This window comes from Actinomadura sp. NEAU-AAG7, from assembly GCF_018603865.1.
Lineage (GTDB): Bacteria > Actinomycetota > Actinomycetes > Streptosporangiales > Streptosporangiaceae > Spirillospora > Spirillospora litoris.
In genome coordinates this window covers 789659-808889 of sequence record NZ_JAHFZY010000003.1, presented here as the reverse complement: position 1 = coordinate 808889, position 19231 = coordinate 789659, and the positions used below count along the sequence as shown (strand labels likewise).

Annotated in this window: 18 protein-coding genes; 12 read left to right on the top strand and 6 right to left on the bottom strand. The window is 74.1% G+C overall.

The genetic code is table 11. The features are described 5' to 3' along the window. The first annotated feature begins 330 nt into the window (after window positions 1-330). The 8 genes from KLI87_RS18325 to KLI87_RS18290 all read left to right on the top strand — a co-directional run bounded on the left by KLI87_RS18325 (window position 331) and on the right by KLI87_RS18290 (window position 9522). A complete protein-coding gene (locus tag KLI87_RS18325; protein WP_156218276.1) occupies window positions 331-1020 on the top strand; it encodes a response regulator transcription factor in 690 nt (229 codons plus the stop codon). A 205-nt stretch (window positions 1021-1225) separates the two neighbouring features. Next, complete coding sequence (locus KLI87_RS18320) at window positions 1226-3247, top strand: hypothetical protein (protein WP_214617966.1); 2022 nt, start codon at window positions 1226-1228, stop codon at window positions 3245-3247. 16 nt (window positions 3248-3263) lie between these two features. After that, complete coding sequence (pelF, locus tag KLI87_RS18315; RefSeq protein ID WP_214617965.1) at window positions 3264-4700, top strand: GT4 family glycosyltransferase PelF; 1437 nt, start codon at window positions 3264-3266, stop codon at window positions 4698-4700. Further along, complete coding sequence (locus KLI87_RS18310) at window positions 4697-6076, top strand: hypothetical protein (protein WP_156218278.1); 1380 nt, start codon at window positions 4697-4699, stop codon at window positions 6074-6076. Before pelF ends, KLI87_RS18310 begins: the two co-directional genes overlap by 4 nt. Window positions 6077-6167: 91 nt before the next feature. After that, complete coding sequence (locus tag KLI87_RS18305) at window positions 6168-7163, top strand: GDP-mannose 4,6-dehydratase (protein WP_156218279.1); 996 nt, start codon at window positions 6168-6170, stop codon at window positions 7161-7163. A 15-nt stretch (window positions 7164-7178) separates the two neighbouring features. Beyond that, window positions 7179-7955, top strand: a complete 777-nt coding sequence (locus KLI87_RS18300; RefSeq protein WP_156218280.1) for a sugar phosphate nucleotidyltransferase — start codon at window positions 7179-7181, stop codon at window positions 7953-7955. After that, window positions 7952-8845: an NAD(P)-dependent oxidoreductase gene (locus KLI87_RS18295; RefSeq protein WP_156218281.1), complete on the top strand. Its 894-nt coding sequence runs from the start codon at window positions 7952-7954 to the stop codon at window positions 8843-8845. Before KLI87_RS18300 ends, KLI87_RS18295 begins: the two co-directional genes overlap by 4 nt. Continuing rightward, window positions 8833-9522 carry a spherulation-specific family 4 protein gene (locus KLI87_RS18290; protein ID WP_173390845.1) on the top strand — a complete coding sequence of 230 codons (690 nt, stop codon included), beginning with the start codon at window positions 8833-8835 and terminating at the stop codon, window positions 9520-9522. Before KLI87_RS18295 ends, KLI87_RS18290 begins: the two co-directional genes overlap by 13 nt. A 24-nt stretch (window positions 9523-9546) precedes the next feature. On the opposite strand, the gene pqqE is transcribed toward KLI87_RS18290, so the two are convergent. Genes pqqE through pqqA form a run of 5 tightly spaced genes read right to left on the bottom strand, consistent with a single transcriptional unit; the run spans window position 9547 to window position 12737 of the window. After that, on the bottom strand, window positions 9547-10668 hold the full coding sequence (pqqE, locus tag KLI87_RS18285; RefSeq protein WP_214617964.1) for a pyrroloquinoline quinone biosynthesis protein PqqE: 1122 nt from the start codon (window positions 10666-10668) through the stop codon (window positions 9547-9549). After that, window positions 10665-10931: a pyrroloquinoline quinone biosynthesis peptide chaperone PqqD gene (gene pqqD, locus KLI87_RS18280; RefSeq protein ID WP_156218284.1), complete on the bottom strand. Its 267-nt coding sequence runs from the start codon at window positions 10929-10931 to the stop codon at window positions 10665-10667. The genes pqqE and pqqD overlap by 4 nt, the downstream gene beginning before the upstream one ends. Next, window positions 10921-11703: a pyrroloquinoline-quinone synthase PqqC gene (gene pqqC, locus KLI87_RS18275; RefSeq protein WP_214617963.1), complete on the bottom strand. Its 783-nt coding sequence runs from the start codon at window positions 11701-11703 to the stop codon at window positions 10921-10923. The genes pqqD and pqqC overlap by 11 nt, the downstream gene beginning before the upstream one ends. Then, window positions 11700-12608, bottom strand: a complete 909-nt coding sequence (pqqB, locus tag KLI87_RS18270; RefSeq protein ID WP_214617962.1) for a pyrroloquinoline quinone biosynthesis protein PqqB — start codon at window positions 12606-12608, stop codon at window positions 11700-11702. Before pqqB ends, pqqC begins: the two co-directional genes overlap by 4 nt. A 9-nt stretch (window positions 12609-12617) precedes the next feature. Next, entirely contained in the window at window positions 12618-12737 is a 120-nt protein-coding gene (gene pqqA, locus KLI87_RS18265; protein ID WP_156218286.1) for a pyrroloquinoline quinone precursor peptide PqqA, read from the bottom strand. A 231-nt stretch (window positions 12738-12968) separates the two neighbouring features. On the opposite strand from pqqA, the gene KLI87_RS18260 reads away from it, so the two are divergent. Continuing rightward, window positions 12969-13562 carry a lytic polysaccharide monooxygenase gene (locus KLI87_RS18260; protein WP_156218287.1) on the top strand — a complete coding sequence of 198 codons (594 nt, stop codon included), beginning with the start codon at window positions 12969-12971 and terminating at the stop codon, window positions 13560-13562. A gap of 166 nt (window positions 13563-13728) precedes the next feature. Further along, window positions 13729-14556, top strand: a complete 828-nt coding sequence (locus KLI87_RS18255) for a DUF72 domain-containing protein (protein ID WP_156218288.1) — start codon at window positions 13729-13731, stop codon at window positions 14554-14556. A 4-nt stretch (window positions 14557-14560) separates the two neighbouring features. Here KLI87_RS18255 and KLI87_RS18250 read toward each other — a convergent pair whose 3' ends face one another. After that, on the bottom strand, window positions 14561-18331 hold the full coding sequence (locus tag KLI87_RS18250; RefSeq protein ID WP_214617961.1) for a PD40 domain-containing protein: 3771 nt from the start codon (window positions 18329-18331) through the stop codon (window positions 14561-14563). A 183-nt stretch (window positions 18332-18514) separates the two neighbouring features. Between KLI87_RS18250 and KLI87_RS18245 the strand changes: the two genes are divergently transcribed. Beyond that, a complete protein-coding gene (locus KLI87_RS18245) occupies window positions 18515-18703 on the top strand; it encodes a hypothetical protein (RefSeq protein WP_214617960.1) in 189 nt (62 codons plus the stop codon). Window positions 18704-18743: 40 nt separating this feature from the next. Then, window positions 18744-19091, top strand: coding sequence for an MmcQ/YjbR family DNA-binding protein (locus KLI87_RS18240; protein WP_156218290.1), 348 nt, complete (start codon window positions 18744-18746; stop codon window positions 19089-19091). The last annotated feature ends 140 nt before the right edge of the window (window positions 19092-19231 follow it).

Below are 19231 nucleotides of genomic sequence, written 5' to 3'. Positions count from 1 at the left end.
CGGCCCGAATGATCGGGATTGTCGATCATGAAGACTTATCTGACAAATCAGACACCGCCCCCGGATTCGGCCCCGTCGCGAGAACGCGCCGGCTCCGATCCCCCGCGGCCGCGGACCCGCCTTCGTGGCCACCGGATCTGACGGCGGACTCCGCCAATTCGACCGCCCCGAAGATGACCACATGTGGCCCTCCGATCGGGCACTCCGATGCCGGCGCACAGCGTGACCATCCCGTCTCGCTGCAGGAACACCGCTCCATCGACGGCAACTTTGTGAGATGTGTAATTAACACTGGAATGGCATGTCAATGGGCAGGGAGAATGATCTCCCATGAGGTCCGACGCCACCATGGAACAGCGTTCCCACGCGGTCAGGGTGCTGATTGTCAGCAATAACCCGGTGGTGCGCATCGGGCTGCACGCCTTGCTGCGCTCGGCTCCGATGTTGGATGTCGTCGGCAATGGCGGGCTCGGCAACTCCACGGCCGAGGCCCGCCGGCTCGCCCCCGATGTGGTGCTGCTGGACGCGACCCCGCCACCGACCGCTGATATCGGCGCGCTCGGCCGGGCCGGCCACGGCGGCCGAATCATCGTGGTGACCGCCGAGCATGATCCGGCCGTACTCGTCGAGACGCTCATGGCGGGCGCGCACTGCTGCCTCGTCTACGGTCATTTCGAGCCGCAGGGCCTCGCCGAGGTGGTGCTGGCCGCCGACCGGGGCGAGTCGCACCTGTCGCCGCCCGCGGCGACGGCGCTCGTCCAGTGGGTGCACGACGGGCGCCCGGCGCGGGTGCGGCCCGCCCCCGCGCTCACCCCCCGCGAGGTCGAGATCATCGAACTGATCGCCGGCGGGCTGACCAACCGGCAGATTGCGCGGCACCTCGTCATCTCCGAGAAGACGGTCAAGAACCACGCCCATCAGATCTATAAGCGGCTGGACGCCGACGGCAGGGAACATGCCATCACCCGCTGGCGAGAATTGAATTCGGCAGCCACCGGGGATGGCGCGGGCCGGTCATAAAACCGGTTACCGGCGAGTTCTATAGGGATAACCCCTGCCCAGGACAGTCCTAGGACCGGGCCCACGTCAAGTTGGGCCCCGCTCCCGCTTTACTTGAACATCGGCGTGCCGCATGCTCTGGGAGCCGAGTTCCCGACCCCCTCAATTCTATTTGAATGTGGATGTGAAGAGCTGTGAAATTCCTCGAACGCGCCGGAGATGCGTCGTGAGCCAGGCCCGCCGTCCCGTCCGCGGCGCCCTTTTCGGCGTCCTGACGGCGGCCGCCCTGACCGTCTGCCCGCAGCTGAGCGCATCGGCCGTCGGCCCCCGGATCGACCTGCAGGTCCTCGTCGTCACCAACGGCAGCTCCTCGGTGGCGGCGGTCGCCGCCCAGCTGAAGAGCGAGGGCGTCCCGTACCGGACCGTCGACCTGCGCCAGGCCGGCCGACCGGTGATCGACGCGGCGTTCCTGTCCGACACCGTCGACGGGGTGCCCCGCGCCAAGTACCAGGCGATCGTCCTGCCCAACGCCGCGCCGTTCGACCGGGCGAACCAGGCCGAGATGGACGCGATCGCGGCGTACGAGGCCAAGTTCGGGATCCGCCAGCTCGACGCCTACGTGTACCCGGGCGCGAACGTCGGGCTGAAGCCGCCCGGCTACTCCGGCACGCTGGACGGCACGCAGGCCCAGGTCACCCCCGCCGGGAAGGCCGACGCGTTCCGCTACCTGCGGGGGCCGCTCAAGTTCGACGACCTCGCCGCCGACGTCTCCGAGAGCTACGGCTTCCTCGCGAACCCGCTGCCCGACGACCCGGCGCACGGCAAGTCCTTCCAGCCGCTCATCACCGCCACCGTCAAGAACGTCACGGGGACGCTCGCCGGCGTCTACAACCACGACGGGCGCAGCGAGCTGCTGCTCACCTACTCGGCCAACAACGAGCAGTGGCAGTTCCGGACCGTCGCGCACGGCCTGGTCACCTGGCTCACCAAGGGCGTCCACCTCGGCCAGAACCGCAACTACTTCGGCGTCCACGTCGACGACGTCTTCCTGCCCGACTCGCGCTGGAGCGTCGAGGACGACTGCACGCCCGGCGAGGACTGCGCCGACGGCGTCGACACCCCGGACATCCGCATGGAGTCCGAGGACGTGGCGTACGCCAACCAGTGGCAGCGGCAGCACGGCTACGCCATCGACCTGGCCTTCAACGCCGCCGGCAGCGACGAGGAGATCAGGAAGCACGGCGACGACCCGCTCACCGACGCCCTCGTCGAGAACCGGGACAGGTTCCGCTGGATCAACCACACCTACGGCCACAGCTACCTCGGCTGCGTGCAGGACAACTCCGTCAGGCCGTGGCGGTGCCAGACCGACCCGCAGACCGGCCAGCCGGTCTGGGTGAAGGCCGAGGACATCAACCAGGAGGTCACCAGGAACATCGAGTGGGCGAAGGCGCGCGGGGTCACCATCGATCCCGCCGAGCTGGTCACCGGCGAGCACTCCGGCCTGCGGATCCTGCCGCAGCAGCCCGAGGACAACCCGAACCTCGTCCCCGGCCTGGAGGGCACCGGCGTCAAGTGGCTGGCCGGTGACGCCTCGCGCGACCCGGCGCAGCGCTCGCTGAGCGGGGTCCGGACCGTCCCGCGCCACCCGTTCAACGTGTTCTTCAACGTCGCCACCGAGGCGGAGGAGGTGGACGAGTACAACTGGATCTACACCAAGCGCGCCGACGGCGGCAGCGGCCTGTGCGAGGACAACCCGTCCACGGTGACGTGCATCGAGCCGCTCAACGCCGACACGGGCTACACCTCCTACATCGTCCCGGTGGACACGCGGATCGCGCTGTCGCACATCGTCAGCAACGACCCGCGCCCGCACTACGCCCACCAGTCGAACATCACCGAGGACAGGATCCTCTACAGGCTGCTCGAAAGCGTCCTGACCTCCTACCGCGCCACGTTCGCCGACAGCTCGCCCGTCATCAACGACGACATGGCGGGGCTCGGCACCGAACTGCGCCGCCAGGCGGCCTGGCGCGACGCGCTGGGCGCGGGCGCCTTCGACAGCGGCGAGGTGACCGCCTACCTCCAGGACGGCACGCTGACCGTCAAGGCACCCGGCGGGCTCGACGTGCCGGTCACGGCGCCGGAGGGCACGCGGCAGGGATCCGACCCGTTCGGCCAGGCGTACGCCGGTGAGCGGTCCGCCTACAAGGCGGGTGACTTCACGATCACGCCGCCCGGGGCCTGATTTGGACATCACCCTTGTGACAGAGGGAACCTATCCGCACAGTTTCGGCGGTGTCAGTGTCTGGTGCGACCAGCTCGTCCGGGGCATGCCCGAGCACGCCTTCAACGTCCTCGCCATCACCGCCTCCGGCTCGGAGCCGGTGGTGTGGGACCTCCCCGGACATGTCACCGCCGAGTCGGTGCCGATGTGGGGGCCGCCCGGTGGGCGGCCCCCGTCCGGCGGGCTCGCCCGCCGGTTCGAGAAGCTGTGCCGGGCCTTCCTCCATGCGATCCTCGCCCCCTCCGGCCCCGAAGCGGAAGTCTTCCCCCACATCCTGAGGGGCCTCTTCGAGTTCGGGCGGGAGGCCGACCTCCAGGCGGCCATGCGCATGGAGGGCCCGGTGCGGTGGCTCATGGACGAGTGGGGCTCGCGCAAGGAGGAGTACGAGCGGATCGGGGTCCGGCCGAGCGTCCACGACGCCCTGACCACGATCGACCTCCTGGAGCACCAGCTGCGCCCGCTGATGCGCCCCGCGCCGGTCGGCGACGTCACGCACGCGGTCTCCAACGGCATCCCCGTGCTGCCCGGACTGGCCGCCAAATGGACCTACCAGACCCCGCTCTGCCTCACCGAGCACGGCATCTACCTGCGGGAGCGCTATATCGGGTTCGGCCGGTCGCCGTACGCGTGGCCGGTCAAGGCGGCGCTGCTGGGGTTCATGCGGCTGCTGTGCTCCGCCGGGTACCGCGCCGCCGACCTGGTGACGCCGTCCAACCTCTACAACCAGCGCTGGCAGATCCGGTGCGGCGCCGACCCCGAGAACATGGAGACCGTCTACAACGGCGTCGACCCCGACGCGTTCCCGGCGGCGGGCGCGGAACCCGCCGTCCCCACGATCAGCTGGGCCGGGCGCGTCGACCCGATCAAGGACCTGGAGACGCTCATCCGCGCGTTCGCCCTGGTCGCCGAGCACATGCCGCAGGCCAGGCTGCGGATGTTCGGGGGGACGCCGAAGGGCGGCGAGAAGTACCGCACCCGCTGCGAGGCGCTCGCCGCCGACCTCGGCGTCGCCGACCGCGCCGTCTTCGAGGGCCGGGTCGACGACATCCGCGACGCCTACGCCGCGGGGTCGGTGGTCGTGCTCTCCAGCATCTCCGAGGGCTTCCCCTACACGCTCATCGAGGCGATGACCTGCGGGCGCGCGACCGTCGCCACCAACGTCGGCGGGGTCACCGAGGCCGTCGGCGACACCGGGCTCGTCGTCCCGCCGCGCGACCCCGAGGCGATGGCGGCGGCCTGCCTGAAGCTGCTCGGGGACGAGGTGACGCGGCGGCGGCTCGGCCACGCCGCCCGCGACCGGGCGCTGGAGTACTTCACCGTCGACCGTGCCGTGGACGCGTTCCGGGCGATCTATGCCGGCCTGGCCGGGCCGGGACCGTCCGGAACCCGACCCGCCGAAGCGAGGCTCGCATGACCACCGCCGTCCAGGACGCGTTCGGGGAGCTCCAGGAGCGCATGGCGGACCTGTGCGGAAACGCCGTCGACCCGCTGGAGGTGACCGCCGGCCTGGAGGCCGACGGGATCAACGACGACGGGGCGCGCCGGTACGGACACACCGACGTGTTCGCGCTCGCCGAGGACCTCTACGACCGGTCGCCGCGCCACCCGCCGGTGCCCGAGGCGGTCGAGGCGCCGTGGCGGGCGGTGCCCTGGCGGCACCTGCTGCGCGGCGTGCTGTTCGGCCTCCCCGGGCTCTGCTTCTTCGCCGCCGAGCCGGTGCTCGCGCGGTCCGCCGCGGGTGTGCTGCTCGTGCTGTCGCTGCTGCTGTCGTGGACGCTGAGCCAGGGGACGGCCTACCTCGGCTACATCCGGCTCGGGCTCGGGAACCGGGCGGCGGCGGCGCGGGTGCTGCGCTACGGGCTCGCCGCCGGGCTCCTGGTGGTGATGCCCGTGACGGCGCTGGCCGGGGCCGTGCTCGCCGCGGGCCCGGCGGCGACGGGGCTCGCGCTCGGGCTGTGCGGCTACCTGCTGTCGGCGATGGTCGTGCAGGTGCACAACGGGGAGCGGCGGCTGTTCCTGGCGCTGATGCCGGGCGCCGCGTCCGTGATCGTCTACCTCGCCCTGCACGGGCTCGGGACGCCGACGGCGGTGCCGCCGTGGGTCTGGGGCTCCTGGCTCACGACGCTGCTGGCCACGGTCGCCCTCGCGATCGTGGCCACGGCGGGGGCCGGGAGGCCCGCCGGGCGCGTGGCGACGCTCCGCGACGTCGTCTCGGCGCTGCCGTTCGCGGTCTTCGGCCTGCTGACCGGCGGGCTGCTGACGTTCACGCTGCTGTGCGCGATCGCCGGGCGGCCCGTGCCGTCCGGCGCCACGACGGTGGCGGTCCTGTCGCTGTCGCTGTCGATGGGCGTCGCCGAGTGGATCCTGTACGTCTACCGCAGGCGCGTGCACGACCTGCTGCGCCTGCACACCGACATCGCGGGCTTCGCGCGGGCGGCCCGCGCCGCGCTGGCGGGGGCGCTCGCCCGCTACCTCGCCGCGCTCACCGCGCTCGTCGCGGCCATCGCGCCGCTCGCCGGGCTGCCGCTCACGGCCGCGACGCTCCGGATCCTGCTGGGGTTCGTCGGCCTGGGCGGCGCGTTCTTCATCGCGCTCGTCCTCCAGGCGTGCGGACGGGTCGGCGTCGTCCTCGCCGCCTCCGCGTCCGCGCTGCTCACCGAGGTGGCCTCCGCCGTCGGCGTCCCCGGGGCCGACCCGGGGACGGTCCAGATGGCGGTGGCCGCCGGGCTCCTGCTCGTCCTCACGGTCTACGCGGGCACGGTCCTCGCCCGCGCGACCTCGCACCGGTAAGTCTCCCGAACGCCCACGTCTCGTATCGACAAGCTCCCAGAAGTCTCCCCGCAAGTCTCCCGCAAGTCCCCCCGTCGAAAGGCAGTGTCCGATGAAGAGCATGGTGGCCGTGACGGGAGCCGACGGATTCATCGGCTCCCACCTCGTCGAGTTGCTCGTGGAACGCGGACACCGGGTCCGCGCCATGGTCCAGTACAACTCGTTCGGGTCGTGGGGCTGGCTCGACTCCCTCCCCCCTGGCGTCCTCGACACCGTCGAGGTCGTCCCGGGCGACGTCCGCGACCCGGAGTCGGTGTACGACCTGGTCAACAAGTCCGACGTCGTCTACCACCTGGCCGCGCTGATCGCGATCCCCTACTCCTACAAGGCCCCGCAGTCCTATGTGGAGACCAACGTCCTCGGGACCCTGAACGTCCTGGAGGCCGTGCGGAGCCTGTGCACGCCGCGGCTGGTGCACACCTCGACGAGCGAGACCTACGGCACCGCCCGCGAGGTCCCGATCGCCGAGACGCACCCGCTGCAGGCACAGTCCCCCTACGCCGCGACGAAGATATCGGCCGACAAGCTCGTCGAGAGCTACCACGCGTCGTTCGGGCTGCCGGTGGTGACGCTGCGCCCGTTCAACACCTTCGGGCCGCGCCAGTCGGCGCGCGCGTTCATCCCCACCGTCATCAGCCAGATCGCCGCCAAGAACGAGGTCGTGAAGGTCGGGGCACTGGAGCCCACCCGCGACTTCACGTTCGTCAAGGACACCGCCGAAGCCTTCTACACCCTCGGCACCGCGCCCGAGCACGCGGTCGCCGGGGAGCTGTTCAACTCCGGGACCGGTCAGGAGATCTCGATGGGCCGGCTCGCCCGGACGATCGCCGACCTGATGGGCGCGGAGACCGAGTTCCGCTCCGAGGCGGCGCGGGAGCGCCCCGCCCGCTCGGAGGTCATGCGGCTGGTCTGCGACAGCGGACGGCTGCGCCGCGACACCGGCTGGCGCCCCCGGTACACGCTGGAGGAGGGTTTGAAGGACACCATCGAGTGGTTCCTCGACCCGCTCAACCTCGCGCGCTACCGGCCGTCCATGTACAACATCTAGGCACGGAGGGGCAACATGCACGCCGTTATTCTCGCTGGCGGCAAAGGAGTGCGGCTCCGGCCGTACACGACCACGCTGCCGAAGCCGCTCGTCCCGATCGGCGACGAGTACGCCATCCTGGAGATCCTCCTTCACCAGCTCTCCCGCCAGGGCTTCCGGTCGGTGACGCTGGCCATCGGCCACCTCGGCCACCTCATCCGCTCCTACGTCGGCAACGGAAGCCGGTGGGGGCTGCGCATCGACTACGCCTCCGAGACGGCGCCGCTCGGCACGATCGGGCCGCTGCTGACGATGCGCGACCGGCTCCCGCAGGACTTCCTCGTGATGAACGGCGACGTCCTCACCGACCTCGACTTCGCCGACCTGCTGGAGGAGCACAACGCGACCCGCCCGCCGCTGACCGTCGCGACCTACGCGCGGCAGGTCTCCATCGACTTCGGCGTCCTCACGACCCGGAACGGCCAGGTCATCGAGTTCAGCGAGAAGCCGACGCTGGACTACCAGGTCAGCATGGGCGTCTACGGCGTCTCGCGCGACTGCATCGCCAAGTACGAGGCGGGCCTGTCGCTCGGCTTCGACGAGCTGGTCCTCGACCTGCTCGCCGAGGGGCGGCACCCGCGCGAGTACCGCTTCGACGGGTACTGGCTCGACATCGGGCGCCCCGACGACTACGACCGCGCCAACGCCGAGTTCCCGCACCTGCGCCCCCAACTGCTGGAGGGCCCGGTCCGGGTGGCGGCCGGAGGGTGCGGGGAGCCCTCCCCGCGCCGGGCGCCGGCGAGCCGGCGATGAGCCGGATCCTGCTGGTCGGCGCCACGGGTTTCGTGGGACGGCACGTCCGGGCACGGGCGGCCGCGACGGGGGTCGAGATCGTCGCGGCGTCGCGGTCGCCGGAGCCGGGCGTGCTCGGGCTGGACCTCGCGGCCGGGGCCGCGCGGGTCGGCGACGCGCTGCGCGACATCGCGCCGGACGTCGTCGTCAACTGCGCCGGGGTCACCGCGGGCTCCCCCGCCGACCTCGTCCGGGGCAACGTCGTGGCGGTGGCGAACCTGGTGACGGCGCTGGCCGCCGCCGAGCGTCCGGTACGGCTCGTCCACCTGGGGTCGGCCGCCGAGTACGGGGAGGTGGAGCACGGGACGCCGGTCACCGAGTCGACGCGGCCGCGCCCGCACAGCCTCTACGGCGTCACCAAGCTCGCCGGGACGGAGCTGGTCGGCGGCGCGCCCGGGGCCGTCGTGCTGCGGGTGTTCAACCCGGTGGGCCCCGGCTCGCCCGGGTCGACGCTCGCGGGACGGCTCGCCGGCGAGCTGCGCCGCACGGACGGCACCGACGAGGACGTCCACGTCGGCCCGCTGACCGCGAGCCGCGACCTCGTGGACGTCCGCGACGTCGCCGACGCCGTGCTCACCGCCGCGCTCGCCCCGGGCGCGCTGCCGCCCGTCCTGAACGTGGGCAGCGGGCGGGCGACGCCGCTGCGCGACCTCGCGGCGCTGCTGCTGCGCGTCACGGGGTCGCGGCGGCGGGTGCTGGAGGCCGCCGCGACCGGGTCGGAGCGCTCGTCGGGCGTCGCCTGGCAGCAGGCCGACATCCGCGCGATCGGCCACGTCCTCGGCTGGGCCCCCGCGACCGACCTGGCCACGTCCCTGCGGGACCTCTGGGCGGAGACCGCGTGCCCGGGCTGAACGGCCGGGTCGGGGCGGTCGCCGTGCCCGCCTACTTCCACCCGGCCGCGGTGGACTGGGCGGCGCTCGCCGACGCCCGCCTCGGCGTCGTCGTCCTCAACGTCGACAGCGGCGCGGGCACCGTCCGCGACCGCGCCTTCGCCGAGGTGGCGAGCCGCGCGTCCGACGCGGGCGTGCGGCTCGCCGGGTACGTCGACACCGCCTACGGCGGGCGCCCCGCCTGCGAGGTCGAGGACGAGCTGGTGCGGTACCGGACCTGGTACGGCATCCGCATGGCCTTCCTCGACCAGGTGTCGGCGGAGCCGGGGCACGTGCTGCGGTACCGGCGGATCACGGCGGGCGCGCGGGGACGGGGCATGACCTACATCGTCCTCAACCACGGCACCTACCCCGACGCCGCGTACTCGGCGCTCGCGGACCTCCTCGTCACCTTCGAGGGGCCCTGGTCGGCGTACCGGCACCTCCGCGTTCCGGCGTGGGCGCGGCGGCTCCCCGCCGAGCGGTTCTGCCACCTGGTGTACGCGGCGCCGCGTCCGGTGCTGGCCCGCGCGCTGGCCCGCGCGCAGCGGTGCAACGCGGGCGTCGTGTACGTCACCGACCGGACCGGCGCCAACCCGTGGGACGGGCTGCCCGAGTACTTCTCCAGCGAACTGGCCCTCGTCTACGCGGAGCGTTGACGAGGGCCGGCCCGCGAACCCGTCTCAGGTGGGACGGCGGTAGACGAAGCCGGACGGCGCGGTGGCGGCCGTCCGGCTTTCGCCGCCGTCCACGGCGGTCTCGTGGAGGCCCTCGACCAGGTCCCGGATCAGGTGGTGGTCGGGGGACAGGGAGCAGGCGGGGTCGGTGCGCGCGGCGTCGCCGGTCAGCGCGAACGCCTGGCAGCGGCAGCCGCCGAAGTCGGTCTCGCGGCGCGGGCAGGTGCCGCACGGCCCGGTCATCCAGCCGGTGCCGCGGTAGGCGGCGAACGCCGGTGACTCCGTCCAGATCCACGACAGCGACCGGTCGCGGACGTTCGGCGGCGCCAACCCCTCGATCGCGTAGGCGGCGGGGCAGGGCAGCGCGGTGCCGTCCGGACCGACGGTGATGGAGCGCATCCCCCATCCGCCCATGCAGGGCTTGGGCACGCCCTCGTAGTAGTCGGGCATGACCCACACCAGCTCGGGGCCGCCCTCCGGGTGGGCGTCGCGGTGCGCGGCGAGCGTCGCCTTCGCGCGGTCGAGCTGCTCGCGGGCGGGCAGCAGCGCGGCGCGGTTGCGCAGCGCCCAGCCGTAGAACTGGACGTTCGCCAGCTCGATCCGCTCGGCGCCCCACGCGGCGCCGAGCGCGATGATCTCCGGCAGATGGTCGAGGTTGTGCCGGTGCAGGACGACGTTCAGCCCGAACGGCACCCCGGCCGCGCGGACCACCCCGGCGGCGCGCCCCTTGTCGGCGTAGGACACGCGCCCGGCGATGAGGTCGGAGCCGGGCGCGCGGGCGTCCTGCACCGAGAGCTGGACGCTGTTCAGCCCGGCCTTCACCAGTTCCTCCAGCCGGGTCGCGGTGAGGCCGACGCCGCTGGTGACGAGCTGGGTGTAGACCCCGGCGCGGTGCGCGGCCGCGACGATCGCGGCCAGGTCGGGGCGCAGCAGCGGCTCGCCGCCGGACACGTGCGCCTGGACGACGCCGAGGTCGGCGGCCTCGCCGAACACGCGCTCCCAGTCGGCGGTGGCCAACTCCCTGCTCCGGCGCACCAGCTCCACGGGGTTCGAGCAGTACGGGCAGTGCAGCGGGCACGCGTGGGTGACCTCGGCGAGCAGCGCCCACGGCGCGGGCGGGACGGTCATCGCAGCCACCCCTCCGCCCGGATCCGCTCCAGGAACGCGGGCACCTCCTCGCCGAGCGGCGCGTCCGGGAACGTTCCGCGCAGCTCGGCGATGATGCCCTCGACGGTGCGGCTGCCGTCGCACAGCCGCAGGATGCGCCCGCCCTCGCCGCTGAGCCGCACCGCGCGCTCGGGCATCAGCAGCAGGTCGCCGCCCCGGACGCGGTCGTGCCGCAGGACGACCGACCCGTCCAGCACGGGGCGCCACACGTCCTCACCCGGCATCGTGCACCTCCGCGCCGGCCCGGCCGGCGAACTCGACCGCGTCGAGCAGCGACCAGAGCACCTCGCACTTGAACGTGAACGCCGCGAGCACCCGCTCCTCGTCGGCCCGCGAACCGCACCAGGCGCGGACGAGGTCCATCGCCTCGCCGGAGTCGCGGCGGCCCTGCCCGACCCGCACCTGGAAGTAGCGCAGCCCCTCGGGCTCCACCCACGGGTAGTGGCGCTCCCACGCGGCGATCCGGGTGGCCATCAGGTCGGGCGCGAACAGCTCGGTCAGCGAGGACGCGACGGCCTCCAGCACGGTCGCGTTCCGGCAGAAGTTCACGTAGCCGTCCACGGCCATCCGGACGCCGGGCAGGACGCCCTCGCCCGACAGCAGCAGGTCGCGGTCCAGGCCCGCGGCCTCGCCGAGGCGCAGCCAGCGCTCGATCCCGCCCTCGCTCCTGGGCGCCTCGCCCCTCGCGGTGTCGGCCGGGCCGTCGAGGGCGGGCGGCCCGTCGTGGTCGTGGATGCGCCGGATCCAGGAGCGCCGCAGCTCGCGCGTGCCGAGCCGGGCGAGGATCAGCGCGTCCTTCACCGGGATGTGGCGCTGGTAGTGGAAGCGGTTGAGGATCCAGCGGCGCAGCTCGTCGGGGGTCAGCGCCCCCTCGTGCATGCGGAGGTTGAACGGGTGCCGGTGGTGGTACCGCCGCTCCCCCAGCGCGCGGAGCCGCTCCTCCAGCGACCCGTCGGGGCGCCCGTTCGGGCCTCCCTCGGGCAGGGTCGCGCTCACAGTTCGATCACCATTCTCTCCCGGGCGACCTCGATCCCGGACGCGGCGAGCCGGCGGTGCCCGGCGTCGTCCGGATCGACGAGCGGGTTGGTGTTGTTGAGGTGGGTGTACAGGCGCCGCGCGGCGGGGACGTCCGCGAGCCGCTCGGCCGTGCCGCCCGGTCCCGTGATCGGCAGATGGCCCATCTCGGTGGAGGTGCGGCTGGAGCAGCCCGTGCGGCGGGGCTCCTCATCGTCCCAGAACGTGCCGTCGACGAGGACGCAGTCGGCGTCCTTGATGGCGCGGTCCAGCTCGTCCGGCCAGACGCCGAGGGCGGGCGCGTAGACGACCGCCCTGCCGTCCCGCCGGTCGCGGATGCGCAGGGCCACCACCCAGGCGTCGTCGCCGCCCGGGGCGCCCGGCAGCTCGACCGCGTAGCGGGGGCGTTTGCCGGAGACCCTGATCCCCTGCACCTCCAGCGGCCCGCCCTCCAGCGGCTCGGGCGCCGTCAGCGCGAGGTCCGTCCAGGTCAGCCGCGTGTAGGGGGCGAGGACGCGGTCGAGCCGGAGCCCGGCCGACAGCGCGGACCGGACGGCGCCGGTCGCGACGATCCGCACCCCGTCGGCCTCCCGCAGCCGCGGCAGGCCGAGCGTGTGGTCGAGTTCGGCGTCGGTGAGGATGACCCCGGCGACCGGGGTGGCGCGCCGCTCCGGTCCGGGGTGCAGCGGCCCGCACTCCTCGATCTGCTCGCCGATGTCGGGCGTCGCGTTGACGATGTACCACCGTCCCGCACCCGCCTCGACGGCGATCGAGGCGTGCCGGCGCCGCCGTCCCGGCTCGGCGCGGGCGGCGGCGCACCCGGGGCACGCGCAGTTCCACTGGGGAACGCCGCCGCCCGCCGCGGTGCCGAGAACCAGCAGCCGCATCGAGGCGGGTCAGATCTCGGCGCCGAAGTAGGCCGTGACCTCAAGTGCCGTGTCGATGACCTGGTAGTCGGGCGTCGCCCACACGGTCGTGGCGGTCCGCTCGTGCTCGGTCTCGGTCGTGTTCTCCATGGCGGGGCACCTTCCTCTGGGTTTGCCCGGAGCGTATGCCGGGCCCGTGCGCGGGCCTAGTCATGGCCTGCCAGGAACGTGCGTCCCAGTGACCACTTCGTTCCTTCAGGGGTTGACGGAGCGCCGCCGACGCGTCACCTTACTGACAGGAAAGTTTCCTTTGAGTTGGTTTTGCCGGGCCGGCTCGCTCCGCTCCAGGCACCGCGGTGCCTCCCCGCCAAGGAGAAGCAGATGCCCAGGAAGTCAAGCCTCGCCGTCGCCGCCGCCGTGACCGTAGGACTCCCGCTGGCGCTCGCCGTGCCCGCGTGGTCGCACGGGTACACCACCTCCCCGGCCAGCCGCAGCTACCTGTGCGGCCAGCACAAGGTGAACAACTGCGGCCAGGTCCAGTGGGACCCGGACGGCGTCGAGGGCCCGAAGGGGTTCCCGAAGTCCGGCCCGCGCGACGGCACGATCTGCGCCGGCGCCGACAGCCGCTGGTCGCCGCTGGACGACCAGCGCGGCGGCACCGGCTGGCCCGCGACGAAGGTGACCTCCGGTTCGGCGTTCAGCATCAGCTGGCGCTTCACCGCCGCGCACTCGACCTCGTCGTTCCGCTACTTCCTCACCAAGGACGGCTGGAACAGCACGCAGCCGCTGACCCGCGCCGCGCTGGACCCGACGCCGTTCATCCAGCAGAACATGGGCGGCCGGCAGCCCTCCAACCCCACCGTCCACAACGGCACGCTCCCGCAGCGGACCGGCCGGCACGTCCTGCTCGCGGTCTGGGACATCGCCGACACCGGGAACGCGTTCTACCAGTGCTCGGACCTCGACTTCGGCTGAGGTCCGCGGGCTGACGGCGGCCACCGGCCGGTGACGCCGTGAGCCGGCCCCGAACGGGGACGGGAGGTCGCGCCAGGGCTACGCGCGGCCTCCCGTCCCGCCATGCCTCCGGCACGGGCGTCAGGGCGGTAACGTGGCGTACGTGCGCCTTCACGTGGGATGTGCGATGTGGACTCACGCGCCCTGGCAGGGGCGCCTGCTGCCCCACCCGCTGCCCCCGAAGGAGCGCCTGCGCGCGTACGCGACGTGGTGCAACGCGGTGGAGGGCAACACGACCTTCTACGCGACGCCGCCGCGCGGCTCGGTGGAGTCGTGGGCGGCGCAGACCGCGCCCGACTTCCGCTTCGTGGCCAAGCTGCCGAAGCCGGTGACGCATCAGCACCGCCTCGCCGGCGGCGACGACGAGGTCCGGGCGTTCCTGCACGCGATCGAGCCGCTCGGGACGCGCGTCCACGCGCTGTGGGTCCAGCTCCCCGCGTCGTTCGGCCCGGCCGACGTCGGCACGCTGGCCCGGTTCATGCGCCGCCTCCCCCGCCACTACGGGCAGGCGGTCGAGGTCAGGCACCGCGCGTTCTTCGAGGACGCGCGCGCCGAGCGCGAGCTGGAGCGCGCCCTCGCCGCGACCGGCGCCGAGTGGGTGCCCTTCGACACCACCGCGCTGTTCCGGAACCGGCCGGCGACCGACGCCGAGCGCGACGCCTGGACGAGGAAGCCGCGCCTGCCCCGGCGCTCGCGCGCGCTGACGGGCCGGCCGATCGTCCGCTACCTGGGCCGCGACGACACCGACGCGACCGTCGAGGGCTGGCGCGACTGGGTGCCGACCGTCGCCGGGTGGCTGCGGGAGGGCCGCTCGCCGACCGTGTTCGTCCACACGCCCGACAACGCCGAGGCGCTGACGCTCGCGCGCCGGTTCCACGACGAGGTCAGGGCGCTGGTGCCGGAGGTCGAGCCGCTGCCCGAGCCGCTCCCGGCGGGGCCGCCCGCCCTGTTCTGACCCCTCACGAGCCGGGGTAGATCCGCTTCTCCTCGTCCGTCAGCCCCCGGACGGCGCGCCGCCGCGCCAGCTCCAGGACCTCAGCCCCGGGGCCGCAGATCTCGCACTTCCACGTCCGGACGAACCGTCCGGCGAGGCCGGTGGGCCGCCACGCGCCGCCCGCGAGCACCGACGCCGACCCGAGCGGGGCGACCAGCCGCCCGCCGGGGGCGAACGCGGGCCGGACGACGGTGCCGCCGAAGCCGTCCAGCACGACGGGGTCGGTGCCGCCGTCGGTGCGCCAGAGCCGCAGGGAGCCGTCGGCCTCGGTGGTGGCGAGCCAGGCCCCGTCCGGGCTGAACGCCAGGTCCCGGGTCACGATCGTGTCGTCGCCCGGCAGGACGGCCGTGGGCGCGCCGTGTCCGCCGGCGTCCATCAGGCGGACGGAGCCGTCGTCGGAGGCCACGGCGAGGCGCCGGCCGTCCGGGCTGAACGCGATCGTCTCCGCCTCATCGCGCAGACCCCGCACGATCGTCGGCTTCCGCTTGCCGGTCAGGTCCCAGATCCCCACGGTGTCGCCCTCGGCGGCGCCCGCCAGGAAGCGCCCGTCGGGGCTGAACGCGGGGGCCGCCGCCCGGCCGAGGGCGCCGCTCTCCCCAGGCCGGTCCCCCCAGCCCAGCAGCGGCGCCAGGTCGCCGCGCGCGCCGACCTCCCAGACCTGGGCGGGCGCGGCACCGTGGCCGGACGCCGCGAGGCGCCGCCCGCCGGGGCCGAACGCGAGCGCCCACACCGTCAGGTGGCCGGTGTCCGCGGTGACCGGCCGCGCCGCGCCGTCCCGCAGGTCCAGCAGGTGGACGGCGTGCCCGTCGCCGCCGTAGGCGAGCCACCGTCCGTCCGGGCTCAGCGCGACGGCCCGCGTGGACCCGGCGGGCCCCGCCACGACGCGCGGTGCGCCGCCGCGCGCGGTGTCCCAGACGCGGATCGTGTCGCCGCCGAGCGGCGTCGTCGCGACCGTCCGCCCGTCGGCGCTGGTCGCGCGGACCGCGCCGGTCGCGGGCTCGGAGCCGAACGGCGGCCCGGACGGGCCCGCGCCGCCGGAGGCGATGTCGAAGATCCGTGCCGTGCCGTCGGTGGAGACCGTCGCCAGCGACCGGCCGTCGGGGCTGAACGCGGCGCCGACCTGCGCGCCGACCGGGACGCGGAGGGGGAGCGGCCCGACGTCGGCGCCCATCGTCCACACCCGCACGACCCGGTCGATCCCGAACGTCGCCATCCGGCGGCCGTCGGCGCTGACGGCCAGGCCCTTGACGCCGCCCTCGCTCGTGCCGTCCAGCACGGCCTGCGGTTCCCACCGGCCGCGCTCGGGCCAGCCGGGCACGTTCCACACCTTCGCCCTGCCCCGGTCGACGGCGGCGAGCATCGTCCCGCCGGGGCTGAAGGCGACGGCGCCCGCGTCGCGCTGGTCCCCGCCGCCGCGCGCCGCGTCCCGGACGACCCTGGGCCGGTCCCCGGTCACGTCCCAGATCCGGACCGGCGAGCCGATCCCGCCCGCGGCGATCCGCGCGCCGTCCGGGCTGAACGCGACCGCGCTCACCGCGAACCGGTCGTGGACGCGGAACACCACCGGCTTGCGCCTCCCCACGAGATCGAAGATCCAGACCTCGTTGCCGCGCGTCCCGGCGAGCCTGCGCCCGTCGGGGCTGAAGTCCAGCCCGCGGACGCCGAGCCCGCCCTCGCCCCGCAGCACCCTGCCCGTGGTCCGGTGCCGCCCGTCCCACAGCTTCACCCGGCCGTTGACCTCGCCGGTCGCGAGCCACCGGCCGTCGGGGCTGAACGCGGCGCTGCTCCAGGCGCCCGCGAGACGCGCGGCCGGGAAGCCGCCGCCGGGGACGAGGTCCGCGCCGCGCCAGCTCATGACCTGGAGACCCTTCTGGTCCCAGATCGCGATCCGGCTCCGGTCGGGGCTGGACACCATGGCGCCGTCCACGCTCGGTCTCATGCCCGCCAGCGGGACGGCGCGCCGCAGCCGCGCGTCGCGCACGGCCTGCCGCAGCACCAGGTCGGCCTCCCGCGTCGGCTCCACCTCGTAGGCGCGGGTCGCGAGCAGCAGCGCCAGCTCGGGGTCGAGGTCGAGCTGCCGCCGCGCGTTGGCCGCGAGCTGCCGGGACAGGGCGCGGTCGCGCTCCTGCGCCGTCCGGTCCGCCTGGACGAACGCGACGACGGCCAGCACCCCGACCACCGCCGCGACCAGCCCGAGACCGCCGAACCCGGCCCGGACGCGGCGCCGCGCCGCGACCCTGCGGTGCTCCTCCCGCTCGCGGCCGGCGGCCAGGAACGACCGTTCGAGCTCGTTCAGCGCCGCGGCGGCGCCGTCCCACTCCGCGAGCCGTCCGCCCCGGTAGAGGAACTCCTCGTCGCGGCCTCCCCGCTCCCAGTCCGCGGCGGCCGCCGTGAGCCGGTGGTGCCGCAGCAGCGCCTCGCGGTCGTCGGTCAGCCATCCCCGCAGCCGCGGCCAGGCCCGGATCAGCGCCTCGTGCGCGACGTCGACGGTGTCGCCGTCCACGACGATGAGGCGGGCGGCGGCGAGCACGTCCAGGACGGCGTCCACCTCGCCCGGCTCGCCGACGCCGGTCAGCTCGTCCCGGTCCATCCGGCGGCGGGTGTCCTCGGTGCCCTCGCCGAGCGCGGTGAGGCGCAGGAACACGGCGCGGGCGAGCGCGCGGCGGGGCGGGTCCAGGTCCTCGTAGACGCGTTCGGCCGTCCTCGCGATCGCCTCCCGCACCCCGCCGGTCGCCGTGTAGTCGGCGAGCCGCAGCACGGGGCCCGGCGCGCGGGTCCACGTCTCGCGGAGCGCGTGCGCGGCGAGCGGGAGCGCGCCCGGCCGCCCCGCCGCCTCCGCGACCACGGTCGCGACGAGGTCCGGCTCCACCGCCAGGCCCACCCGCGCGGCGGGCTCGACGACGATGTCGCGCAGCTCCTCGGCGGTCAGGGGCCCGACCGGCACCTGCACGCCCGCGCGCAGCGCCGCGACGAGCCCGGGGTGCCGCGCGCAGTGCCCGTAGAAGTCGGTGCGGACGCCGATGACGAACGCCAGCCGGTCCCCCGCCAGCGCGGTGAGGACGTCGAGGAAGCGGTCGCGCTCCTCCTCCGCGCAGAGCGTGAACACCTCCTCGAACTGGTCGACGACCACGAACGCCCGCTCCACCGGCGCCTCCGGCGGGTCGGCGGCGAGCGCCGTCCGCGGGTCGGAGCCGGAGATCGGGGCGAGGGCCGCGGCCAGCTCGTCCAGGGGGTGCTCCCCCGGCGCCAGCAGGACGGCCGGCGTCCCCGTCTCGGCGAGGCCCGGGAGCAGCCCCGCGCGCAGGATCGAGGACTTGCCGCTGCCGGACGCGCCGAACACCGCCGTCAGCGGCGCGCGGGCCGCCGCCTTGAGCAGGTCCCCGACCAGCTCGGAGCGGCCGTAGAACAGGTCGGCGTCGCCCTCCTGCAAGGGCGCGAGGCCGGGGTAGGGGCAGCGGCGCCGGTCCCGCTCGACCTCCTGCGCCGCCTCCCGCCAGCGGCGCTCCCACTCGTCCCGGTCGCCGCCGCAGGCGCCCGCGTAGGCGAGCGCGGCCTCCAGCGTCGGCAGCCGGACGCCGGTCGCCGCCTCCGCCAGCGTGCTCCGGGAGAAGTGCGCGCGCCGCGCCAGCTCGCGGTAGCTCGGCCGCCCCGCCTCGTTCCGCAGCCGCCGCAGCTCCCAGGCCAGCCGCTCGACCGGCCCCGCCTCCGGATCCAGCGGACGTTCGGGCCGTCCCATGCCACCCCCCGGTAGTGATCCTGGACGGAAACCCTAGAGAGCGGCCGATCCACCGACAAGTTCGTCGTTTCCGGGTGGAACCGGTGTTGACCCAGAGCGCGCTCCAGCTCCTGACGTCTCGGATCAACCACCGAGGAGGAGCCTTGTCTGCGGTACCGCAGGCTCGGACGCACCGGCGTCGAGGTGAGCACCCAGTGCCTCGGCGCGATGAGGTTCGGCGAGCAGGGCGACGCCGACCACGACGACGGCGTCCGCGCGATCCGCCGCGCGCTCGACGCGGGGACGTGCGCGAGCCGTCCCCGCGGCCCGAGGGGCGGCGCTCCTCGCGGTGGCCCCGCTGGTGACCTGGGGTTCGTCGGAGGTGGCGGCTAGCATCGGCTGACGGCACCCCGGCGGCGAGAGAGGCACCGAAATGGACGTGTTGGAACGGCTCCGCGAGATCTCCCTGGCGCTTCCCGAGGCGGCGGAGAAGCCCTTCGGCGGCCACACCGCCCCCTCTTTCCGGGTCCGCGACAAGCTCTTCCTGATGACGAGCGAGGACGGCCTCTCGGCGATGTTCAAGGCCGGGCCGGGGGTCCAGGAGGCCCTGGTCGCGGAGTCGCCCGAGCGGTTCTTCGTCCCGAAGTACGTGGGGAGCAAGGGCTGGGTGGGCGCGCGGCTCGACGTCGACCACGACTGGGACGAGATCGCCGAGCTGGTCGAGGACAGCTACCGCCTGATCGCTCCCAAGCGGCTGTCCGCGCTCCTCGACCGGGGTTAGCCTCCGCGCGGCTCCAAGTGCGCCGCGCGCCGCTCCACGTGCCGCCGCTGGACGGCGTTATCGCGCGATTGCGGGCGGAAGCGTGATATACGGGAACCGACCATGATCAGCGGGGTGGCCGCGCCGTACGGCGGCCCCCC